This window comes from Cupriavidus sp. YR651, from assembly GCF_900101625.1.
In the GTDB taxonomy this organism is placed as follows: domain Bacteria; phylum Pseudomonadota; class Gammaproteobacteria; order Burkholderiales; family Burkholderiaceae; genus Cupriavidus.
Genome location: NZ_FMYZ01000001.1, coordinates 404,197 through 420,585, shown reverse-complemented (window position 1 = coordinate 420,585; position 16,389 = coordinate 404,197). Strand labels below are relative to the sequence as shown.

Sequence of the window (16,389 nt, the reverse complement as noted above, 5' to 3'; positions counted from 1 at the left end):
ATACGCAAAACGGCAGGCTCCGGCCTGCCGTTTTCACTTCTGCACTAGACAGTATTGAATGGCCAAGAAAGGCAATATCTCCTCCCGCAACCTCCGTCTGTCAGACCAGATCCAGAAGGAACTGGCCGAGATGATCCAGCGCGAGATCCGCGAACCGCGCCTCGGGCTGGTGACGCTCCAGTCGGTGTCGCTGACGCCGGACTATGCGCACGCCAAGGTGTACTTCACCGTGCTGGGCGCCGAGCCCGAAGTCGCCGCCGCCATCCTGAAAGAGAAGGCCGGCTACCTGCACTCGCTGCTTTTCAAGCGCCTGCACATCCATACCGTGCCGACGCTGCACTTCCACCACGACACCTCGGTCGAACACGCCATCGAGATGTCGAAGCTGATCAACGAAGCCAACGCCACGCGCGCCAAGGACGACGAGTAAGTCCGCCGCCGCCGTGATCGCGCGCCGGGCACGCCTCGGCGCCGCGCTTTCCCTCCGCTGCAATGACCGATTCCCCCGCAACCCGTCCGCCCCGGCTGCCGCGCCGCGACGTGCACGGCGTGCTGCTGCTGGACAAGCCACTGGGCCTGTCGTCCAACGATGCGCTGGTGCGCGCCAAGCGCCTGCTGCGTGCGAACAAGGCGGGCCATACGGGCACGCTCGACCCGCTGGCCACCGGCCTGCTGCCGCTGTGCTTTGGCGAAGCCACCAAGTTCTCGCAGGATCTGCTCGATGCTGACAAGACCTACGAGGCCGCCGTGCGGCTGGGTGCTACAACGACGACGGGCGACGCCGAAGGCGATATCGTCACCGAGCGTCCGGTCACATGCGATCGCGCGGCGCTCGATGTAGCCATCGCACGATTCACCGGAGTGATCGAACAGGTGCCGCCAATGTATTCGGCGCTGAAGAAGGATGGCAGGCCGCTCTACGAATACGCGCGGGCAGGGCAAACCGTGGAACGCGCCGCACGTACGGTAACGATTCATGCACTCACACTGCTGGATGTCACCCTGCAGGACGCCGCGCCCGGTTTCACGATGCGCGTGACCTGCAGCAAGGGAACCTACATCCGGACGCTGGCCGAAGACATCGGCGAGGCACTCGGCTGTGGCGCACACCTGGTGGCGCTGCGACGAACGGCTGTGGGCGACCTGACGCTTGCGGGTGCCGTCACGCTGGAGCAGATTGACCAGCAGGCGGACGAGGCGCGGCCTGCGATGCTGGCGCCTGTCGATGCGTTGTTGCAGCGCTGTCCGTCCGTGCATCTCGATGACGCGGCGATGGGGCGATTCCTGCAAGGCCAACGGATTGCGCGACGGGACTTGCCTGCCGATACGGAAATCGACGAAGGTGAGTTGGCGCGTGTCTATGGCGATGCGCCGCTGCGGTTGCTCGGTGTGGCCCGGATGCGCGAAGGCGCGCTGCGACCCGAGCGGCTGGTAAAGCTCTGAGTGCGGCGGGAAAAAAGCCACGACGCTACTGAGCGACAGAAGAACGACAGAACCATCCAGCGACGAAAAAGGGGCATCGGATATAACCGAAGCCCCTTTCTTGTTTCTGCTTCTCTACGGCGACGCGGACCTCAGTGCGCGCCTGCCGCATCGGCGCCACCGCCGCCCTGGGCCCGCTTCGTCAGCCAGACAAAGACGATCAGTACGAAGAACAGCACGCCCGAGATCCAGAAGATATCGTTGGCGCCCAGCATCGACGCCTGCAGCGAGATATTGCGCTCGATCAGGCCGATGGCCTGCGCCTGAGTCATGCCCAGTTGCATCAGGTGATTCAACTGCTCCGTGTAGGTCGGGCTATACGGATTGATCTGCTCGATCAGTTGCGCATGATGCAGGGCCGAGCGGTTTTCCCAGATCGTCGTCGAGATCGACGCGCCGATGGCACCAAACGTGATGCGCACGAAATTCGATAAGCCCGACGCTGCCGGAATCTTCTCGGGCGGCTGGCCCGACAGGATGATCGACGTCAGCGGGATGAAGAACATCGCCATGGCCGCCCCCTGGATCAGGGTCGGGATGAGCAGCGTGCGCGTGTCCACGCCCGTGGTAAAGCCCGCACGCATGAAGCTGACCACGCCAAACGTCATGAATGCAGCAGTGGCCACCCAGCGTGCGTCGACCTTCGGCAGCACCCGTCCGATGATGGGCGACAGGATGATCGCGAAAATGCCCACGGGCGCCGTGATGATGCCGGCGTCCGTTGCCGTGTAGCCGACGATGGTCTGCAGCCACAGCGGCAGGATCACGAGATTGCCGAAGAACAGCCCATAGGCCACGGAGATCGCCACGACGCCAGCGGCGAAGTTGCGGCCCTTGAACAGGTGGATATCGACGACCGGATGCTTTTCGTAGCTCTCCCAGATCAGGAAGAACAGGAAACCCACCACGGCAATCACGGAGAGCGCCACGATCACGCTGGAGTGGAACCAGTCCAGCTCCTTGCCTTTGTCGAGCATCAACTGCATCGACCCGACCCAGATCACCAGCAGCGCCAGCCCGATCCGGTCGATTGGCAGCAACTTGGTCGGCGTTTCGCGAGTACGGTAAATGGCCCACGTCGCATACGCCGTGGCCAGGCCAATCGGGATGTTGATATAGAAGATCCACGGCCACGTCATGTTGTCCGAGATCCAGCCGCCGAGCAGCGGACCCATGATCGGCGCCACCAGCGTGGTCATCCCCCATAGCGCCAGGGCCATCGAACTCTTTGCCGGGGGATAACTGGCGAGCAGCAGTGCCTGGGACAGCGGGATCATCGGTCCGGCCACGGCGCCCTGCAGGATCCGCGCGGCCAGCAGCGTTTCCAGGTTCGGCGCCACGCCGCACAGCCAGGACGAAAGCACGAACAACAGGATCGACAGGATAAACAGCCGCACCGCGCCAAAGCGCGTGGTCAGCCAGCCCGTCAGCGGCACGGAGATGGCGTTGGCGACGGCAAACGACGTGATGACCCAGGTGCCCTGGTTGGGCGACACACCAAGGTCGCCGGAGATGGCGGGGATCGACACATTGGCAATGGACGAGTCCAGCACGTTCATGAACGTGGCCAGCGACAGCGCGATCGTGCCGATCACGAGCTTGCCGCCGGTCAGCGGCGGGTGGGCCGCCGGACGCGCCGGCGCCGGCTTATGGCCGGGGGCGGCGCTGGCGCCGGGCGCCGCGGGGGAGGAAGTTGCCATGGGCGGTCAGCCAGACGATCAGGTGTTGGCGGGCTTGGCCGCAACAGGCCGGGTCGCGCCCGGGGCTGCAGCGGGGGCCGCCGACGGGGCGCTGGAAGTGCGGCCGCCGTTGTTGAGGGTGATGACGCGGGCGATCAGGTCGTCGGCATCTTGCGCCACCTTGTCATAGACGTCGGTCTGCAGAGGCTTGGCGGCCGTGGCGCTGACCATCGCGGCGCCTTCTTCCTTGCGCACGTCGACGGTGACGTTCATCGACAAGCCCACGCGCAGCGGGTGCTCCTTCAGTTGCTGCGGATCCAGGGCGATACGCACCGGCAGGCGCTGCACCACCTTGATCCAGTTGCCAGTGGCATTCTGCGCCGGCAACAGCGAGAACGCGGCGCCAGTACCCGCCGAGAAGCCGACCACGTGGCCCGTGTACTTGACCTTGGACCCGTAGACATCGGCTTCCAGCTCGACCGGCTGGCCAACGCGCATGTGGTTGATCTGGACTTCCTTGAAGTTTGCATCCACCCAGACCTGGTCCAGCGGCACCACGGCCATCAGCGGCGTGCCGGGAGACACGCGCTGGCCCACCTGCACCGAGCGCTTGGCGACGTAGCCTGTCACCGGCGCCGGCATCGTCGAGCGGGCGAACGCCAGATAGGCCGAGCGCAGATTGGCAGCGGCGCGTTGCACGTTCGGATGCTTCTCCACAGTCGTCTGGTCGGTCAGCACCTTGTTCGAGGCCAGTTGCTCCTGTGAGGCCAGCAAGGCCGATTCGGCCGCCTTGAGCGCCGTCTGTGCGTGCGAGATCTCCTCGTTCGACACGGCGCCCGAACCTGCAATGGCTTGCCGGCGGCGCAGGTCGTCGCGCGCCTTGGCCACATCGGCCTGGCGCAGCGAAACGTTGGCAGCCAGCGAGCCGTTATTGACATAAAGCGTGCGGACTTCTCGCACGGCCTGTGCGAGCTGGGCTTCGGCCTGTTCCATGGCGACCTGCGAGTCGGCGCGATCCAGCTGGATCAATGGCTGCCCGGCGGTCACCAATTGCGTGTCGTCGGCCGCGATCGATACCACCGTACCGCCCACCAGCGGCGTGACCTGGACCACATTGCCGGCGACGTACGCGTCATCGGTGTTCTCGAAATGGCGGGCATAGAGGCCCCAGTAGAGTCCATAGCCGATACCTGCCACCACGAGCGCGGCCGTCAGGGAAATCAGCAGGCGCTTGCGCTTGCCGTTGTTGTCTGCGGGAGGTGCGGGGTTCGGGGTGCCGGCCGTTTGATGGTTATTGCTCATGTTGGTCTCTTGCGTATGCGTTGCGTCTTGTGGTGCGGTCTGTCGTGCGCGCGATGTGCGATGCGGGGCGATCAGCCCTGGCCGCTCTCGGGCCGGATCGGCGCGCCTTTGCCCATATCCGTGTGTGCGTCGTTTTCCTGATAGCCGCCGCCCAGGGCCTTCATCAGCCCCATCTGCAGGTCCAGCCGGCGTGCCTGCAGGTCGGTCGCCAGGCGGCGCTGCTGCAGCACGTTGCTTTCGGCATTCAGGACGGTCAGTTGAGTGCCCAGCCCCGCCTTGTAGCGCGTGGTGGACAAGGCGTAGGCGTGCTCGGCCAGGTCCAGCGCTTCGCGCTGTGTCTTGATCTGCGTGTCGACGCTGCGGATGCTGGTGATCGTGTCGGCGGTTTCACGCAGCGCATCGACCAGCGTCTGGTTGTAGCTGGCCACGGCGATGTCGTATTGCGCGTACTTGCCCTTCAGGTTGGCGCGCAGGCGACCACCTTCGAAGATCGGCAGTCGTACGGAGGGGCCGAAGCCGAAGGTGCGGCTGATGCCCATGAGCAGGTTCGACGGGTCCAGCGAGGCCACGCCCGCAAACGCGGTCAGCGTGACGTCGGGCAGGAATTCCTTCTTGGCCACGCTGATGTCCTTCGATGAGGCTTCCACGCGCCAGCGCGCGGCCACGATGTCCGGGCGGCGGCCGATCAGGCCGATGGTCAGATCGTCGGGCAGTTGCGGCGTCGCATTGGCCAGCAGCGTCGGACGCGTGATCTGCAGGCCGCGGTCGGGGCCCTTGCCCAGCAGCGCGGCAAGCTGATTGCGGGCGAGGGCGATTTCCTCGTCCACGCGCTGCAGGTCGGTCTGCGCGGCAGCCACCGTGCCGCGGGCCTGCGTGGTTTCCACCTGAGTGTCGAGCCCGGCGGCCAGGCGCTGGCGCGACAGGTCGGTCAGGTCGCGGCGCTGGGCGATGGCGCGCTCGGCCACGTCGCGCTGCGCGTACAACGCGGCCAGCCGGTTGTAGCCGCGAGCGATCGACGTGGTCAGGATCAGGCGCGCGGCCTGGCTTTCGGCTTCCATCGCGCGGTCATCGGATAGTGCGGCTTCCAGCGCGTCGCGGTTCTTGCCCCAGAAGTCCAAGTCCCACGACAGGCCCAGTTGCAGCCGCGACTGGTTTTGCCAGGAACCGGCCAGCGGCGTGCCCTCGAACAGGTCGGTTTCCGAGAGGCGCTGGCGCACGACGCTGCCTTCGAAATCCACGCCAGGGTACAGGGAGGCCCGCGTGGCGGCGGCGATCGCCCGCGAGGCTTCCACGCGAGCCAGGGCAATCTGCAGGTTGGGGTTGTCCTTGATGGCCTCGTCGGCCAGCGCGCGCAATTGCGGGTCGCGGAACTGGTCGACCCAGTCCTGCGTCGGCCACTGAGCGTGATCCGCGGTGAAGGTCTGGGGCGATGCCAGCGTGCCGGGCTCGGCCATCGTCTGCGTGCTATGCGAATTGCCGAGCGCCGCGCAACCGGCCAGCACGGCTGCCGTCATGACCGTCAGGGCCAGGATGCCGACGCGGCGCGGAGCAGAGGAAAGATCGGGTTTCATGTGTTTCTGTCTGATTTGGGCGCCGCTTTTGTTCTGATTGGCGTTGGGCGGCGCCGAATGTGCCGGAGGTACCTGATCGGAAATCGGGCTGGCCTATCCGCTGTTGCGGTCTGACGAGCAGTCGTCCCCCTGGCTTGCGCAGCGGTTGTTGTCGATGACTCGCAAGAGCATCGCGCGCAGGGTATCGATTTCCTCGGGGCGGAATCCTTCGAAGTGCCGGCGCATCACGTTGCAGAACACGGCAGGCAGCCGCTCCACGATGGCTTCGCCTTCGGGCGTCAGCGACAGGTCCACGACCCGTCGGTCGTCGTGGCGGCGAGTGCGCACAATCAGCCCACGCTTTTCCATTCGGCTGAGCAGACGGGTCACGGAGCCCGCGTCGGTATTGAGACCTCGCCCGAGATCGGTCACGGTGGTGGCCTCGCCCTTGGCCAGCATCATCAGGCAACTGGCCTGGGCATGGGTGATGTCCAGGCTGCTGACTTCCTGGTCGATGCCTTGCGAGAGCATGTTCTTGGCGCGGGACAGCAGGTAGCCTACGCTCTTGCCGATTTCGTAGGTTGCCGGGTCGAACGGATCGACGGGTGTCGTTGACGTCATCTTTTGTCATTGCAATCTTTGCTGTGGCAAATATATGCATGTGACGAAGGGTCGGCAAGAACGGAAATTTGTTATTGCGGAAAACGAAACGACTTTCTGGATATAAGCTAAAGAGCGACAGCGCGTTCCGCGCTGCAACATGCTAGAATGTTGGGTTAATTTTTTGAACGCTCCGCTTTCAGGGGACGCCGTAATGACCCGCGCCATCCGTAATATCGCCATCATCGCCCACGTCGATCATGGCAAGACCACCCTGGTCGACCAGCTCCTGCGCCAGGCAGGCACCTTCCGCGATAACCAACAGATCGCCGAACGGGTGATGGACTCGAACGACCTGGAAAAGGAACGCGGGATCACGATCCTCGCGAAGAACTGTGCCGTGGAGTACAACGGCACTCACATCAACATCGTGGACACCCCGGGCCACGCCGACTTCGGCGGTGAAGTGGAGCGCGTGCTGTCGATGGTCGACGGCGTGCTGCTGCTGGTGGATGCCGTGGAAGGCCCGATGCCGCAGACGCGTTTCGTGACGCGCAAGGCACTCGCGCTCGGCCTGAAGCCGATCGTCGTGATCAACAAGATCGACCGTCCGGGCGCGCGTCCGGACTGGGTGATCAACCAGACCTTCGACCTCTTCGACAAGCTGGGCGCCAACGACGAGCAACTGGACTTCCCGGTGATCTACGCCTCGGGCCTGAACGGCTACGCCGGCCTGACCGAGGAAGTGCGTGACGGCGACATGAAGCCGCTGTTCGAAACCGTGCTGGACAAGGTACCCGTCCGTAACGACGATCCGAATGGTCCGCTGCAGCTGCAGATCATCTCGCTGGACTACTCGAGCTACGTCGGCAAGATCGGCGTCGGCCGCATCTCGCGTGGCCGTGCCAAGCCGCTGCAGGACGTGGTGGTCAAGTTTGGTCCGGAAGGCAACCCGATCAAGGGCCGTATCAACCAGGTCCTGAAGTTCCGTGGCCTGGAGCGCGAGATCGTGCCCGAGGCGGAAGCCGGCGACATCGTGCTGATCAACGGTATCGAAGATCTTGGCATCGGCTGCACCGTGTGTGCGCCGGAAGCCCTGGATGCGCTGCCGATGCTGAAGGTGGACGAGCCCACGCTGACGATGAACTTCTGCGTGAACACGTCGCCGCTGGCCGGCCGTGAAGGCAAGTTCGTGACCAGCCGCCAGCTGCGCGAGCGCCTGGATCGCGAGCTGAAGTCCAACGTGGCACTGCGCGTGGCCGATACCGGTGACGATACGATTTTCGAAGTGTCGGGCCGGGGCGAACTGCATCTGACCATCCTGCTGGAAAACATGCGCCGTGAAGGCTACGAGCTGGCTGTGTCGCGCCCGCGCGTGGTGTTCAAGGAAATCGACGGCGTGAAGCACGAGCCGTACGAGCTGCTGACCGTGGACGTCGAAGACGGCCACCAGGGCGCCGTGATGGAAGAGCTGGGCCGCCGCAAGGGCGAACTGCTCGACATGGCGTCGGACGGCAAGGGCCGTACCCGCCTGGAGTACCGCATCCCGGCCCGTGGCCTGATCGGCTTCCAGGGCGAGTTCCTGACGCTGACGCGTGGTACCGGCCTGATCAGCCATATCTTTGACGACTACGCGCCGGTGCGCGAAGGTGGTCTTGGCGATCGCCACAACGGCGTGCTGATTTCGCAGGATGATGGCGATGCCGTGGCCTACGCCCTGTGGAAACTGCAGGACCGAGGCCGTATGTTCGTGAAGCCGGGCGATGCGCTGTACGAAGGCATGATCATCGGCATCCACAGCCGCGACAATGACCTGGTCGTGAACCCGATCAAGGGCAAGCAGCTGACCAACGTGCGCGCGTCGGGTACCGATGAAGCCGTGCGTCTGGTGCCGCCGATCCAGATGTCGCTCGAGTACGCCGTCGAATTCATCGCCGACGACGAACTGGTGGAAATCACGCCGAAGAGCATCCGTCTGCGCAAGCGTCACCTGAAGGAGCACGAGCGCAAGCGTGCCTCGCGCGACGCCGTGTAATCGAGCGTCTGTCGCAAACAAAAAGCCGCGCCTCCGAGCGCGGTTTTTTGTTGCCCGGTCATATGTTGTTCGGGGGACTATTCACGATTCTGGCGATTCGATGATGAAGTCGTCGGCCGTCTCCACGGGTGCCTTGGGGCTGCGCCATTCGGGTGGTTTCCAGAGATAGCGAACGTCGCGATGGCGCCAGGTCTCGGCAAACATATCGCGCCATTCATGGAAGGTAAGCGTCAGCGGGTTATGCGTGCGGATCTGCCGCGTGATGCCGTATTGCGGCGGCGCCTCCTCCGGTACGAACGAGCCGAACATCCTGTCCCAGATCGTCAGCACGCCCGCATAGTTGCGGTCGATGTACTGCGAATTCTTCGCATGATGAACACGATGTACCGACGGCGTATTGAGAACTGTCTCCACAACGGGCCAGCGGCGCCCCAGACGTGTGTGGACGAAGAACTGGAACGCCAGGTTCAGGCCGACGGCCAGGATTACCCAGTATGGCGTGAAGCCGATGAAAGCCAGCGGAATCCAGAACAGCCACATTCCTGAAACCGGATAGGTCAGGCTCTGCCGGAAGGCCGTCGAGAAATTCATGCCTTCCGACGAGTGGTGTGCCACGTGCGACGCCCATAGCCACCGCACGCGATGGCTCGCACGGTGGAACCAGTAGTAGAGAAAGTCCTGAAGTAATAGCAGCAGTGCGAACGACCACCACGTCTCGGGCACTGCGCGCAGGCCGTGCGCATAACACCAGTTGTAGACCGTGCGGATCATCAGCCAGAGGAAGAACGCATCTGACGCCTGATGCATCAGCGCGAGCGTGGCGTTCGAGAGCGTGTCGCGCCAGCTATAGACTGAGCGGTCCCGCCGCGACCAGTACCAGGCTTCCCAGCCGATCGTCAGCAGGAAGACCGGCGCGAAGGCCAGCAGGATCAGGCCAGGATCGAAGGCGGTGTCCGTCGGGACGCTGGCGACAGCAGGGGTGGGCGGGGCGTTTGGTGTCATGGCGCCAGTGTGCACATTTCCGGCAATTTTGCATGGAGGGCTTCCTCCATACGGGTGCATGTGTGCGATCGTACTCACACCCATCGCAGCGCGACGGCGCGCGTTTGGTGGCATCACAAAAACGAAAGACAGACTATCGCCGCCGGTACGTCAAGGAACGAGGCAGTACGCCGTGAATGCTTGGGCGGCCATGGAGGAGTGGCCGGTATTCAAGTCACGGAGAGCCCCCATGTTGGACAACACCACGATTGGAGCCCGTTTGTGGCTCCTCACGATTGTTTCAAACTTGCTGCTACTGATTGTTGGCGGCATTGGCTGGCTGGGCATGTCGCGCAGCAACGATGCCACGCGCCAGGTCTACCAGCAGCAGCTATCCGCCGCCACGCACCTGGCCGAAGCCCGTTCCAACCAGTTGCTCGTGCGCGTGCTGCTGGACCAAGCCGCGTTTGCTACCGACCCGGCCGACGCCAGGGCACGGGCTGCAGCAGCGCAAGACTTCGCGCGCCAGTCGGATGTGGCCTGGCAGTCCTACCTGGAGATCCCGCGCAATGAGGCGCAGACACGTGCCACAGAGGACGTTTCCGCCAAGCGCAAGGCGCTGTTCAGTCAGGGCGTGGAGCCGATGATCGCGGCATTGCATGCGGGTCATCGCGACACGGTGATGAGCGCGGTCATGGAGACAATTCCTAAGCTCGATATTGCCTTCACGGCCGTCAACACGGAACTGGGTCGCCTGCAGGTGGCCAGCGCCAAGGCCGTGTACGAGGCATCACAGCATCGCTATGGCAACCTGCTGACGCTCTCGATCGGCGCGCTAGTCGTCGGCCTGGTGTTCAGCACCGTGGTGGCATGGCGGCTGCGCGTGTCGATCGTGCATCCGCTGGACATTGCCATCGCGCGTTTTGCACGCATCGCAGACGGCGACCTCGGCGCATCGCATGCCAATGGGGCCGGCGTGACGGCGGACGAACGCGCACGGAATGAGACGAGTCGTATGCTGGGTATGCTGGGTCGGATGCAGGCACGCCTCGTCGCCATGGTGAGCGAGGTCCGCGGCGGGGCGGATTCCATTGCTGCGGCGAGCCAGCAGATCGCCAGTGGCAACGCGAACTTGTCTCAACGCACGGAGCAGCAGGCGGCGTCCCTGGAAGAGACCGCATCGAGCATGGAGCAGTTGACCAGTACGGTGCGTCACAATGCCGACAGTGCGCGGGAGGCGACTACTCTCGCCACCAACGCGAAGGCGCTGGCCGAACGTGGTAGCCAGGCGGTATGCCGCGTAGTGGATACGATGCAGTCCATTGACGCCGGCGCAAACAAGATTGTCGACATCATCGAGGTCATCGAGAAGATCGCCTTTCAGACAAACATCCTTGCGCTAAACGCTGCGGTGGAGGCGGCACGCGCAGGTGAGCACGGCCGCGGGTTTGCCGTGGTGGCCGGCGACGTGCGCGATCTTTCTCAGCGGTGTGCCGCGGCGTCAAAGGAGATTCGCACGCTGATCAGCGCGTCGGTATCAAACGTTCGCGAGGGGACGTCGCTCGTGGACGCCGCGGGTCGGTCGATGCAGGACATCGTCGATGCCGTCCATCGCGTCAGTGACATCATTGGTGGTATCAGCGCGGCGTCCGATGAGCAGTCGCGAGGCATCGAGCAGGTGAACGCGGCCGTGTCTCATATGGACGGCATGACGCAGCAGAACGCGGCCCTGGTGGAAGAAGCGGCTGCGGCGGCTTCTGCGTTGGAGGATCAGGCCCAGCGGCTCACGGGGCTCATGGCCGCGTTCCGCCTGCCGTAGGCCGCCGGCATCGGATGAGCCGATTCTGAAAGGCGCCCGCAATGTGCCCTGGCATGGCAGATCCGCGTTGCGGCTGGCGTAAAATCGCTGGCAACAAGAACGGAGTAGACAGACATGACGGATTTTGTGGCAACCCAGGTACAAGGTGGCGTGGCATACCTGACGCTGACCCGCCCGCAGGCGCTCAACGCGCTCTCGCTGGACATGATTCGCGCGATCACGGAAGCGCTGGAGCGCTGGGAAGCCGACCCTGCCGTGCAGGCGGTGGTCGTGGCCGGTGCGGGCGGCAAGGCTTTCTGCGCGGGCGGTGACATCCGGTGGTTCCATCAGGCCTATCACGCAAAAGACCCGCTGCTCGACCAGTTCTTCGTCGAGGAATATGCGCTCAACTATCGGATCCACCGTTACGCAAAGCCCTACATTGCGCTGATGGATGGCGTGGTGATGGGCGGTGGGATGGGCATCTCGCAGGGTGCCAGGCTGCGCATCGTTACGGACCGCACGAAGATGGCGATGCCCGAGACCAATATCGGCTTGTTTCCCGATGTGGGCGGAGGCTGGTTCCTGGCGCGGACGCCCGGCCGCCTGGGCGAATACCTGGGCCTGACCGGTGTCGTGATTGGTGCAGCCGACGCGCTGTACGCAAAGCTCGCCGATGCCTACTTGCCGGCGAATGTGCTGGCCGAAATGGTGGAGTCACTGCAAGCCAATGCCTTCGGCAGCGGCGATGCGGTGCTTGAACACATGGAAGGTTTCACGCGCCAGCACGTGGCAGCCTGCGTGCCGCGCGAGAGCCAGTTGGCGCGTCTGTCGGGCCAGATCGATGCCGCCTTTGCGGCCTCCACGGTGCAAGACATTCTGGTGGCGGTGAGCGATGCCGAGGGCGACTGGGCCGCGCAGACGGCGGCCGCCTTGCGCAGTCGCTCGCCACTGATGCTTTGCGTGACGCTTGAGCAGATTCGTCGTGCGCGCACCATGTCGCTCGAGGATGAGTTGCGGATGGAACTGGACATGATGCACGACGTGTTCCGCAATGGCGACGGCATCGAAGGCATTCGCGCGCTGGCCATCGACAAGGATCACAAGCCCCGGTGGAGTGCGCCGCGCCTGGACGAAGTCAGCGCGGCGCGGGTGAGGGCGTTCTTCGACAGCCCGTGGCGGCGCGAGGATCATCCGTTGGCCGGCCTGGGTCGATAGCTTTTCGTCGATACCTTGTAATGGAGACCTTGTCGTCGACGTCCTTGAGCAAGGGCCATCCGGGTCGAGTAGAGTGACGGCTGGATCGGCCCTGACGCAGCGTCTCCTGTCCTGATCGCTTGCGGTCCGGTCGGCCTCCGCTTCACTTCTACTTCAATCGTGAACAGTGAAAGGAACCGTGATGAGCAATCCTCGTGATGTCGCCGTGCTGGTGGGTAGCCTCCGCAAGGAATCCCTGAACCTGAAGCTGGCCAAGGCTCTTGCCGCGCTCGCGCCACCGCAGCTGAAGCTCGATATCGTCGAGATCCGCCAGTTGCCACTGTATAACCAGGATGACGACGCCAGTCCGCCGGCGGAGTGGGTAGCATTTCGCGACCGCATCCGTCGCGCCGATGCCGTACTGTTCGTGACACCCGAATACAACCGCTCCGTGCCGGCCGGCCTCAAGAACGCGATCGACGTCGGCTCGCGTCCCTATGGTCAGAGCGCCTGGGACGGCAAGCCGGGCGGCGTGATCAGCGCATCGCCAGGCAATGTCGGCGGATTTGGCGCCAATCACCATTTGCGCCAATCGCTGGTGTTCCTGAATATCCCGGTGCTGCAACAGCCGGAGGCCTACATCAGCGGCGTCGACAAGCTGTTCGACGAGCAAGGCAGCATTGCCAATGAGTCCACGCGCGGGTTCCTGAGCAAATTCCTGACGACGTTCGCGACTTGGATTGAAAAGAACGCGGCGGGATAAGCGCTTCGGAAGTCAGTCCCGTCCTACAGCGTAAAGCGGGGCGGGCCCGACATCGCCGGGAGGACCCCCTTTCTATAGTGGACTCAAGCCCATTACAGATAGTTAGGAGGGACATCATGCCGTACATCCTCGCGTGGCTTCTCGGCGTACCGGCTTTTGTGCTGATTCTGATTTGGCTGTTCATGCACTGAACCCGGCATGGAGGCAATCCTGCCAAACGAGCCAGAGAACGGCGCCTGCGGGCGCTGTTTTTTATTCCCAGGGCGCCCGACCTTCATCGCGCAGTGGCTGAGCGGTACCCGGTGATCATCAATGCAGTGATCCACATGATGGACGTGGCGCGGATGGCCAGTCGCCGTCTGCGGTGCCAGTGATTTGCTCACAGTCTTTATCCTCTCCGACCACACGGCAATCCGGCTCCGTCCTACATCGGAGATCGGTCGAAATGACTAGGCTTCCGATACGTGGACCTGTTGAGGTCGGTGTTACTGGAGCGCGTGATGGGGGTCAGTCTTTTCGCGGATGTGGTCGTCTTGGATCGATATATCAAGGAGATGCGCGCAAACCTCCAGACGCAGGCTGCATTGGTTGCGCGCCTGGATATGGAAGGCGGAGATTCATTCCTTGCCGCCCGGGACCTGGACAACTTATCGTTGGCGTTGCAGGCGCTTGAGCGTCGAAAGCATCAGCTCGTGATGGTTCTCAAGGAAGCCTCAGTGACGACAAAACGGTCTGCCGAATCGCCTCTGACAGACGATGTGAAATCCGTTACGGCAAGGCACGCGCGTTTGGGCAATGCCTCGTCCTGTTAAGGCGGCCTCTGACGGAGGCTCGGAGAGGGGTGGGGCAGGGTCCGCATCGCGAGAGGGCCGTCCTTGCTCCTGCCGATTGGCCGGAGTTTCCCGACTTCCTCCCCGTACCGCTCGATTGTCCTGCAAATGGTAAACTCGGCAGTCCTCCGATCATCGGCGAATCCCCCGTTCCGCAAGGGCTTTTGACCGTCTGAATCCAGCACTCCGCTTCGGCCTTCCTGTCGAGAATTGCTGACAGCAGGATCGCCTTTGCGGCGTACCTGTGTGCGCCGCTTTTCGCCGACTTCGATGGTGGGAGCCACTTTCTGACCCTCGCTCGTAGCAAACTCGCAGCAAGAACGAGGGTAAATCTTATGAATGCGAGGCAAGAATCGGTTCCGACCGGTTCGCTCAGAAATGACTGATTTGCAAGAGAAAACCAGTGCTATCAACGCTCGGCGGATTTCCGTAGCTCCGATGATGGACTGGACTGATCGCCACTGCCGCATGTTTCACCGCGCTCTGAGCCGTCACACCTGGCTCTATACGGAGATGGTAACGACGGGTGCGCTGCTGCATGGCGACGTGGCAAGGCATTTGGATTTTGATCCGGCGGAGCAGCCGGTGGCCTTGCAACTGGGGGGCAGTGAACCCGCGGACCTGGCGCAGGCCGCGAAACTGGGCGAGAAGTGGGGCTACAAGGAAATTAATCTGAATTGCGGTTGCCCGTCCGAGCGAGTGCAGCGTGGTGCCTTTGGCGCCTGCCTGATGGCGGAACCGGCGTTGGTGGCGGACTGTGTGAAGGCAATGCGCGACGCCGTGTCCATCCCGGTGACGGTCAAACACCGCATCGGCATCGATACGATCGAGCACTACGACTTCGTGCGGGATTTTGTTGGCACCATTTCCGATGCAGGTTGCACGACGTTTATCGTTCATGCACGTAATGCGATTCTGAAAGGGCTGAGTCCGAAGGAGAATCGCGAAATTCCACCTCTGCGATATGAGGTCGCCTATCAGTTGAAAGACGAATTTCCACAACTGGAGATTCTGATTAACGGGGGCATCGTCACGTACGAGGAAATTGTGCAACATCTCGAGCATGTGGATGGTGTGATGATCGGCCGCGAGGCTTATCACCAGCCGTATTTCCTGGCGGAAATGGATACTCGCTTCTACGGCGCAAATTCGCCGGTGCCGACGCGCCAGGAGGCGGAACTAGCCATGCAGGAATATATCGGTGCGCTGGTGGAGCGGGGCGGCTATATGGGCGCCGCGACGCGTCATATGCTTGGACTGCATCGTGGCGTACATGGCGGGCGGGGATGGCGACGTGTGCTGTCAGATGCGCGTCGCATGCATGGTGTGCGCACGCGCGCGGACGTTGCCACGTTGTTCGAGGAGGCGCGTGGACATCTGCGACCTGGGTTGTTGGAGGCCGCCTGAGCTCCTTGATGCTGGGAAGTTTTCCCTGGAATTCGAAGGAAAACTCTAAAAGCGAACGGTCGTTCTATGCCTCATGGGCGCAAACGACACCGCTGCGGCTTATCCGGCAGCCTGACTGCCGGAAACCCGCACCAGTAAAGGGATTCCCCTAAGTCGCTTAAAGCGATGCAAGTTCTTACACTGTGCCTGCCCTCGAATACAGGGCTTTCTTCAACTGATTATTCAGCCCGCCTTGTGCGGGCTGTTTTTTTCATCGCGCCGATGATCCGATCCGGGCGAGATTTGGGTTTGCCCGGATAGTGCGTCGTGCAAAAGGCACCTACATTGAGATGGCCTTCAGGGCATTGAGATCGCTAATTTAAGAGTCCGCTTTGGCGGGCTCTTTTTTTTGCGCTTTTGAGGCAGTCTTCCCGCATTCCGGTGCCGCGCTTATTCCCCATCTCTTGTGCCGAAATAATAGATCACAGAAGTTGCGAACCATTTCAGGTGATCTGCGGTGTCAAAAAATTAAAACCCTGCAGCCCAAAAAAAACAGGCGACACTTGTATCCAAGGTCGCCTGACGGGAATGTCGAGGGGGGTCAATGTCCCTCTTGGAAGAGTATCTAACATCACGGCTCAGGCGTTGAACCCTGCATTGGTAGGGACTGTCTGCCATCGCCATGAAATGGCCACTCGTTGGCGTTTCACGGGTAGTCATTCTTGCGGGCTGTTCCACGTTGACTTGGAGGCGGCCTGCGGCGACTGTCATGCGGCGTCAACGTCA

At 62.7% G+C, this 16,389-nt stretch carries 14 protein-coding genes; 8 read left to right on the top strand and 6 right to left on the bottom strand.

Translation table 11 applies throughout. The features are described 5' to 3' along the window. The first annotated feature begins 58 nt into the window (after positions 1 to 58). Together rbfA and truB are read left to right on the top strand one after the other, a co-directional pair. On the top strand, positions 59 to 430 hold the full coding sequence (gene rbfA / locus BLR29_RS01840) for a 30S ribosome-binding factor RbfA (RefSeq protein ID WP_092134183.1): 372 nt from the start codon (positions 59 to 61) through the stop codon (positions 428 to 430). 62 nt (positions 431 to 492) lie between these two features. Further along, positions 493 to 1,443, top strand: coding sequence for a tRNA pseudouridine(55) synthase TruB (gene truB, locus BLR29_RS01835; protein WP_092134181.1), 951 nt, complete (start codon positions 493 to 495; stop codon positions 1,441 to 1,443). Between the two features lie 131 nt (positions 1,444 to 1,574). On the opposite strand, the gene BLR29_RS01830 is transcribed toward truB, so the two are convergent. The 4 genes from BLR29_RS01830 to BLR29_RS01815 all read right to left on the bottom strand — a co-directional run bounded on the left by BLR29_RS01830 (position 1,575) and on the right by BLR29_RS01815 (position 6,634). Beyond that, on the bottom strand, positions 1,575 to 3,182 hold the full coding sequence (locus BLR29_RS01830) for a DHA2 family efflux MFS transporter permease subunit (protein ID WP_092134179.1): 1,608 nt from the start codon (positions 3,180 to 3,182) through the stop codon (positions 1,575 to 1,577). Positions 3,183 to 3,200: 18 nt separating this feature from the next. Next, the gene (locus BLR29_RS01825; RefSeq protein ID WP_092134178.1) at positions 3,201 to 4,463 is read right to left on the bottom strand and encodes an HlyD/EmrA/EmrK family protein; all 1,263 of its coding nucleotides are present in this window, start codon (positions 4,461 to 4,463) and stop codon (positions 3,201 to 3,203) included. Between the two features lie 71 nt (positions 4,464 to 4,534). After that, complete coding sequence (locus BLR29_RS01820) at positions 4,535 to 6,034, bottom strand: AdeC/AdeK/OprM family multidrug efflux complex outer membrane factor (RefSeq protein WP_143018405.1); 1,500 nt, start codon at positions 6,032 to 6,034, stop codon at positions 4,535 to 4,537. Between the two features lie 93 nt (positions 6,035 to 6,127). Then, complete coding sequence (locus tag BLR29_RS01815; protein ID WP_092134176.1) at positions 6,128 to 6,634, bottom strand: MarR family winged helix-turn-helix transcriptional regulator; 507 nt, start codon at positions 6,632 to 6,634, stop codon at positions 6,128 to 6,130. Positions 6,635 to 6,827: 193 nt separating this feature from the next. Between BLR29_RS01815 and typA the strand changes: the two genes are divergently transcribed. Next, positions 6,828 to 8,648, top strand: coding sequence for a translational GTPase TypA (gene typA, locus BLR29_RS01810; protein WP_092134174.1), 1,821 nt, complete (start codon positions 6,828 to 6,830; stop codon positions 8,646 to 8,648). 81 nt (positions 8,649 to 8,729) lie between these two features. On the opposite strand, the gene BLR29_RS01805 is transcribed toward typA, so the two are convergent. Next, entirely contained in the window at positions 8,730 to 9,650 is a 921-nt protein-coding gene (locus tag BLR29_RS01805; protein WP_092134172.1) for a sterol desaturase family protein, read from the bottom strand. Positions 9,651 to 9,879: 229 nt separating this feature from the next. Between BLR29_RS01805 and BLR29_RS01800 the strand changes: the two genes are divergently transcribed. From BLR29_RS01800 to BLR29_RS01790, 3 genes are all read left to right on the top strand, one after another. After that, a complete protein-coding gene (locus tag BLR29_RS01800) occupies positions 9,880 to 11,448 on the top strand; it encodes a methyl-accepting chemotaxis protein (protein ID WP_092134170.1) in 1,569 nt (522 codons plus the stop codon). A gap of 114 nt (positions 11,449 to 11,562) precedes the next feature. Continuing rightward, positions 11,563 to 12,645: an enoyl-CoA hydratase/isomerase family protein gene (locus BLR29_RS01795; protein WP_092134169.1), complete on the top strand. Its 1,083-nt coding sequence runs from the start codon at positions 11,563 to 11,565 to the stop codon at positions 12,643 to 12,645. A 181-nt stretch (positions 12,646 to 12,826) separates the two neighbouring features. Then, entirely contained in the window at positions 12,827 to 13,387 is a 561-nt protein-coding gene (locus tag BLR29_RS01790) for an NADPH-dependent FMN reductase (protein WP_092134167.1), read from the top strand. A gap of 92 nt (positions 13,388 to 13,479) precedes the next feature. Here the strand turns inward: BLR29_RS01790 and BLR29_RS32360 are convergent, their stop codons facing one another. Continuing rightward, entirely contained in the window at positions 13,480 to 13,770 is a 291-nt protein-coding gene (locus tag BLR29_RS32360; protein WP_176860858.1) for a hypothetical protein, read from the bottom strand. A gap of 81 nt (positions 13,771 to 13,851) precedes the next feature. Between BLR29_RS32360 and BLR29_RS01785 the strand changes: the two genes are divergently transcribed. After that, positions 13,852 to 14,199 carry a hypothetical protein gene (locus BLR29_RS01785; RefSeq protein ID WP_092134165.1) on the top strand — a complete coding sequence of 116 codons (348 nt, stop codon included), beginning with the start codon at positions 13,852 to 13,854 and terminating at the stop codon, positions 14,197 to 14,199. A 396-nt stretch (positions 14,200 to 14,595) separates the two neighbouring features. Continuing rightward, the gene (gene dusA / locus BLR29_RS01780) at positions 14,596 to 15,624 is read left to right on the top strand and encodes a tRNA dihydrouridine(20/20a) synthase DusA (protein ID WP_092134164.1); all 1,029 of its coding nucleotides are present in this window, start codon (positions 14,596 to 14,598) and stop codon (positions 15,622 to 15,624) included. Positions 15,625 to 16,389: the final 765 nt, after the last annotated feature.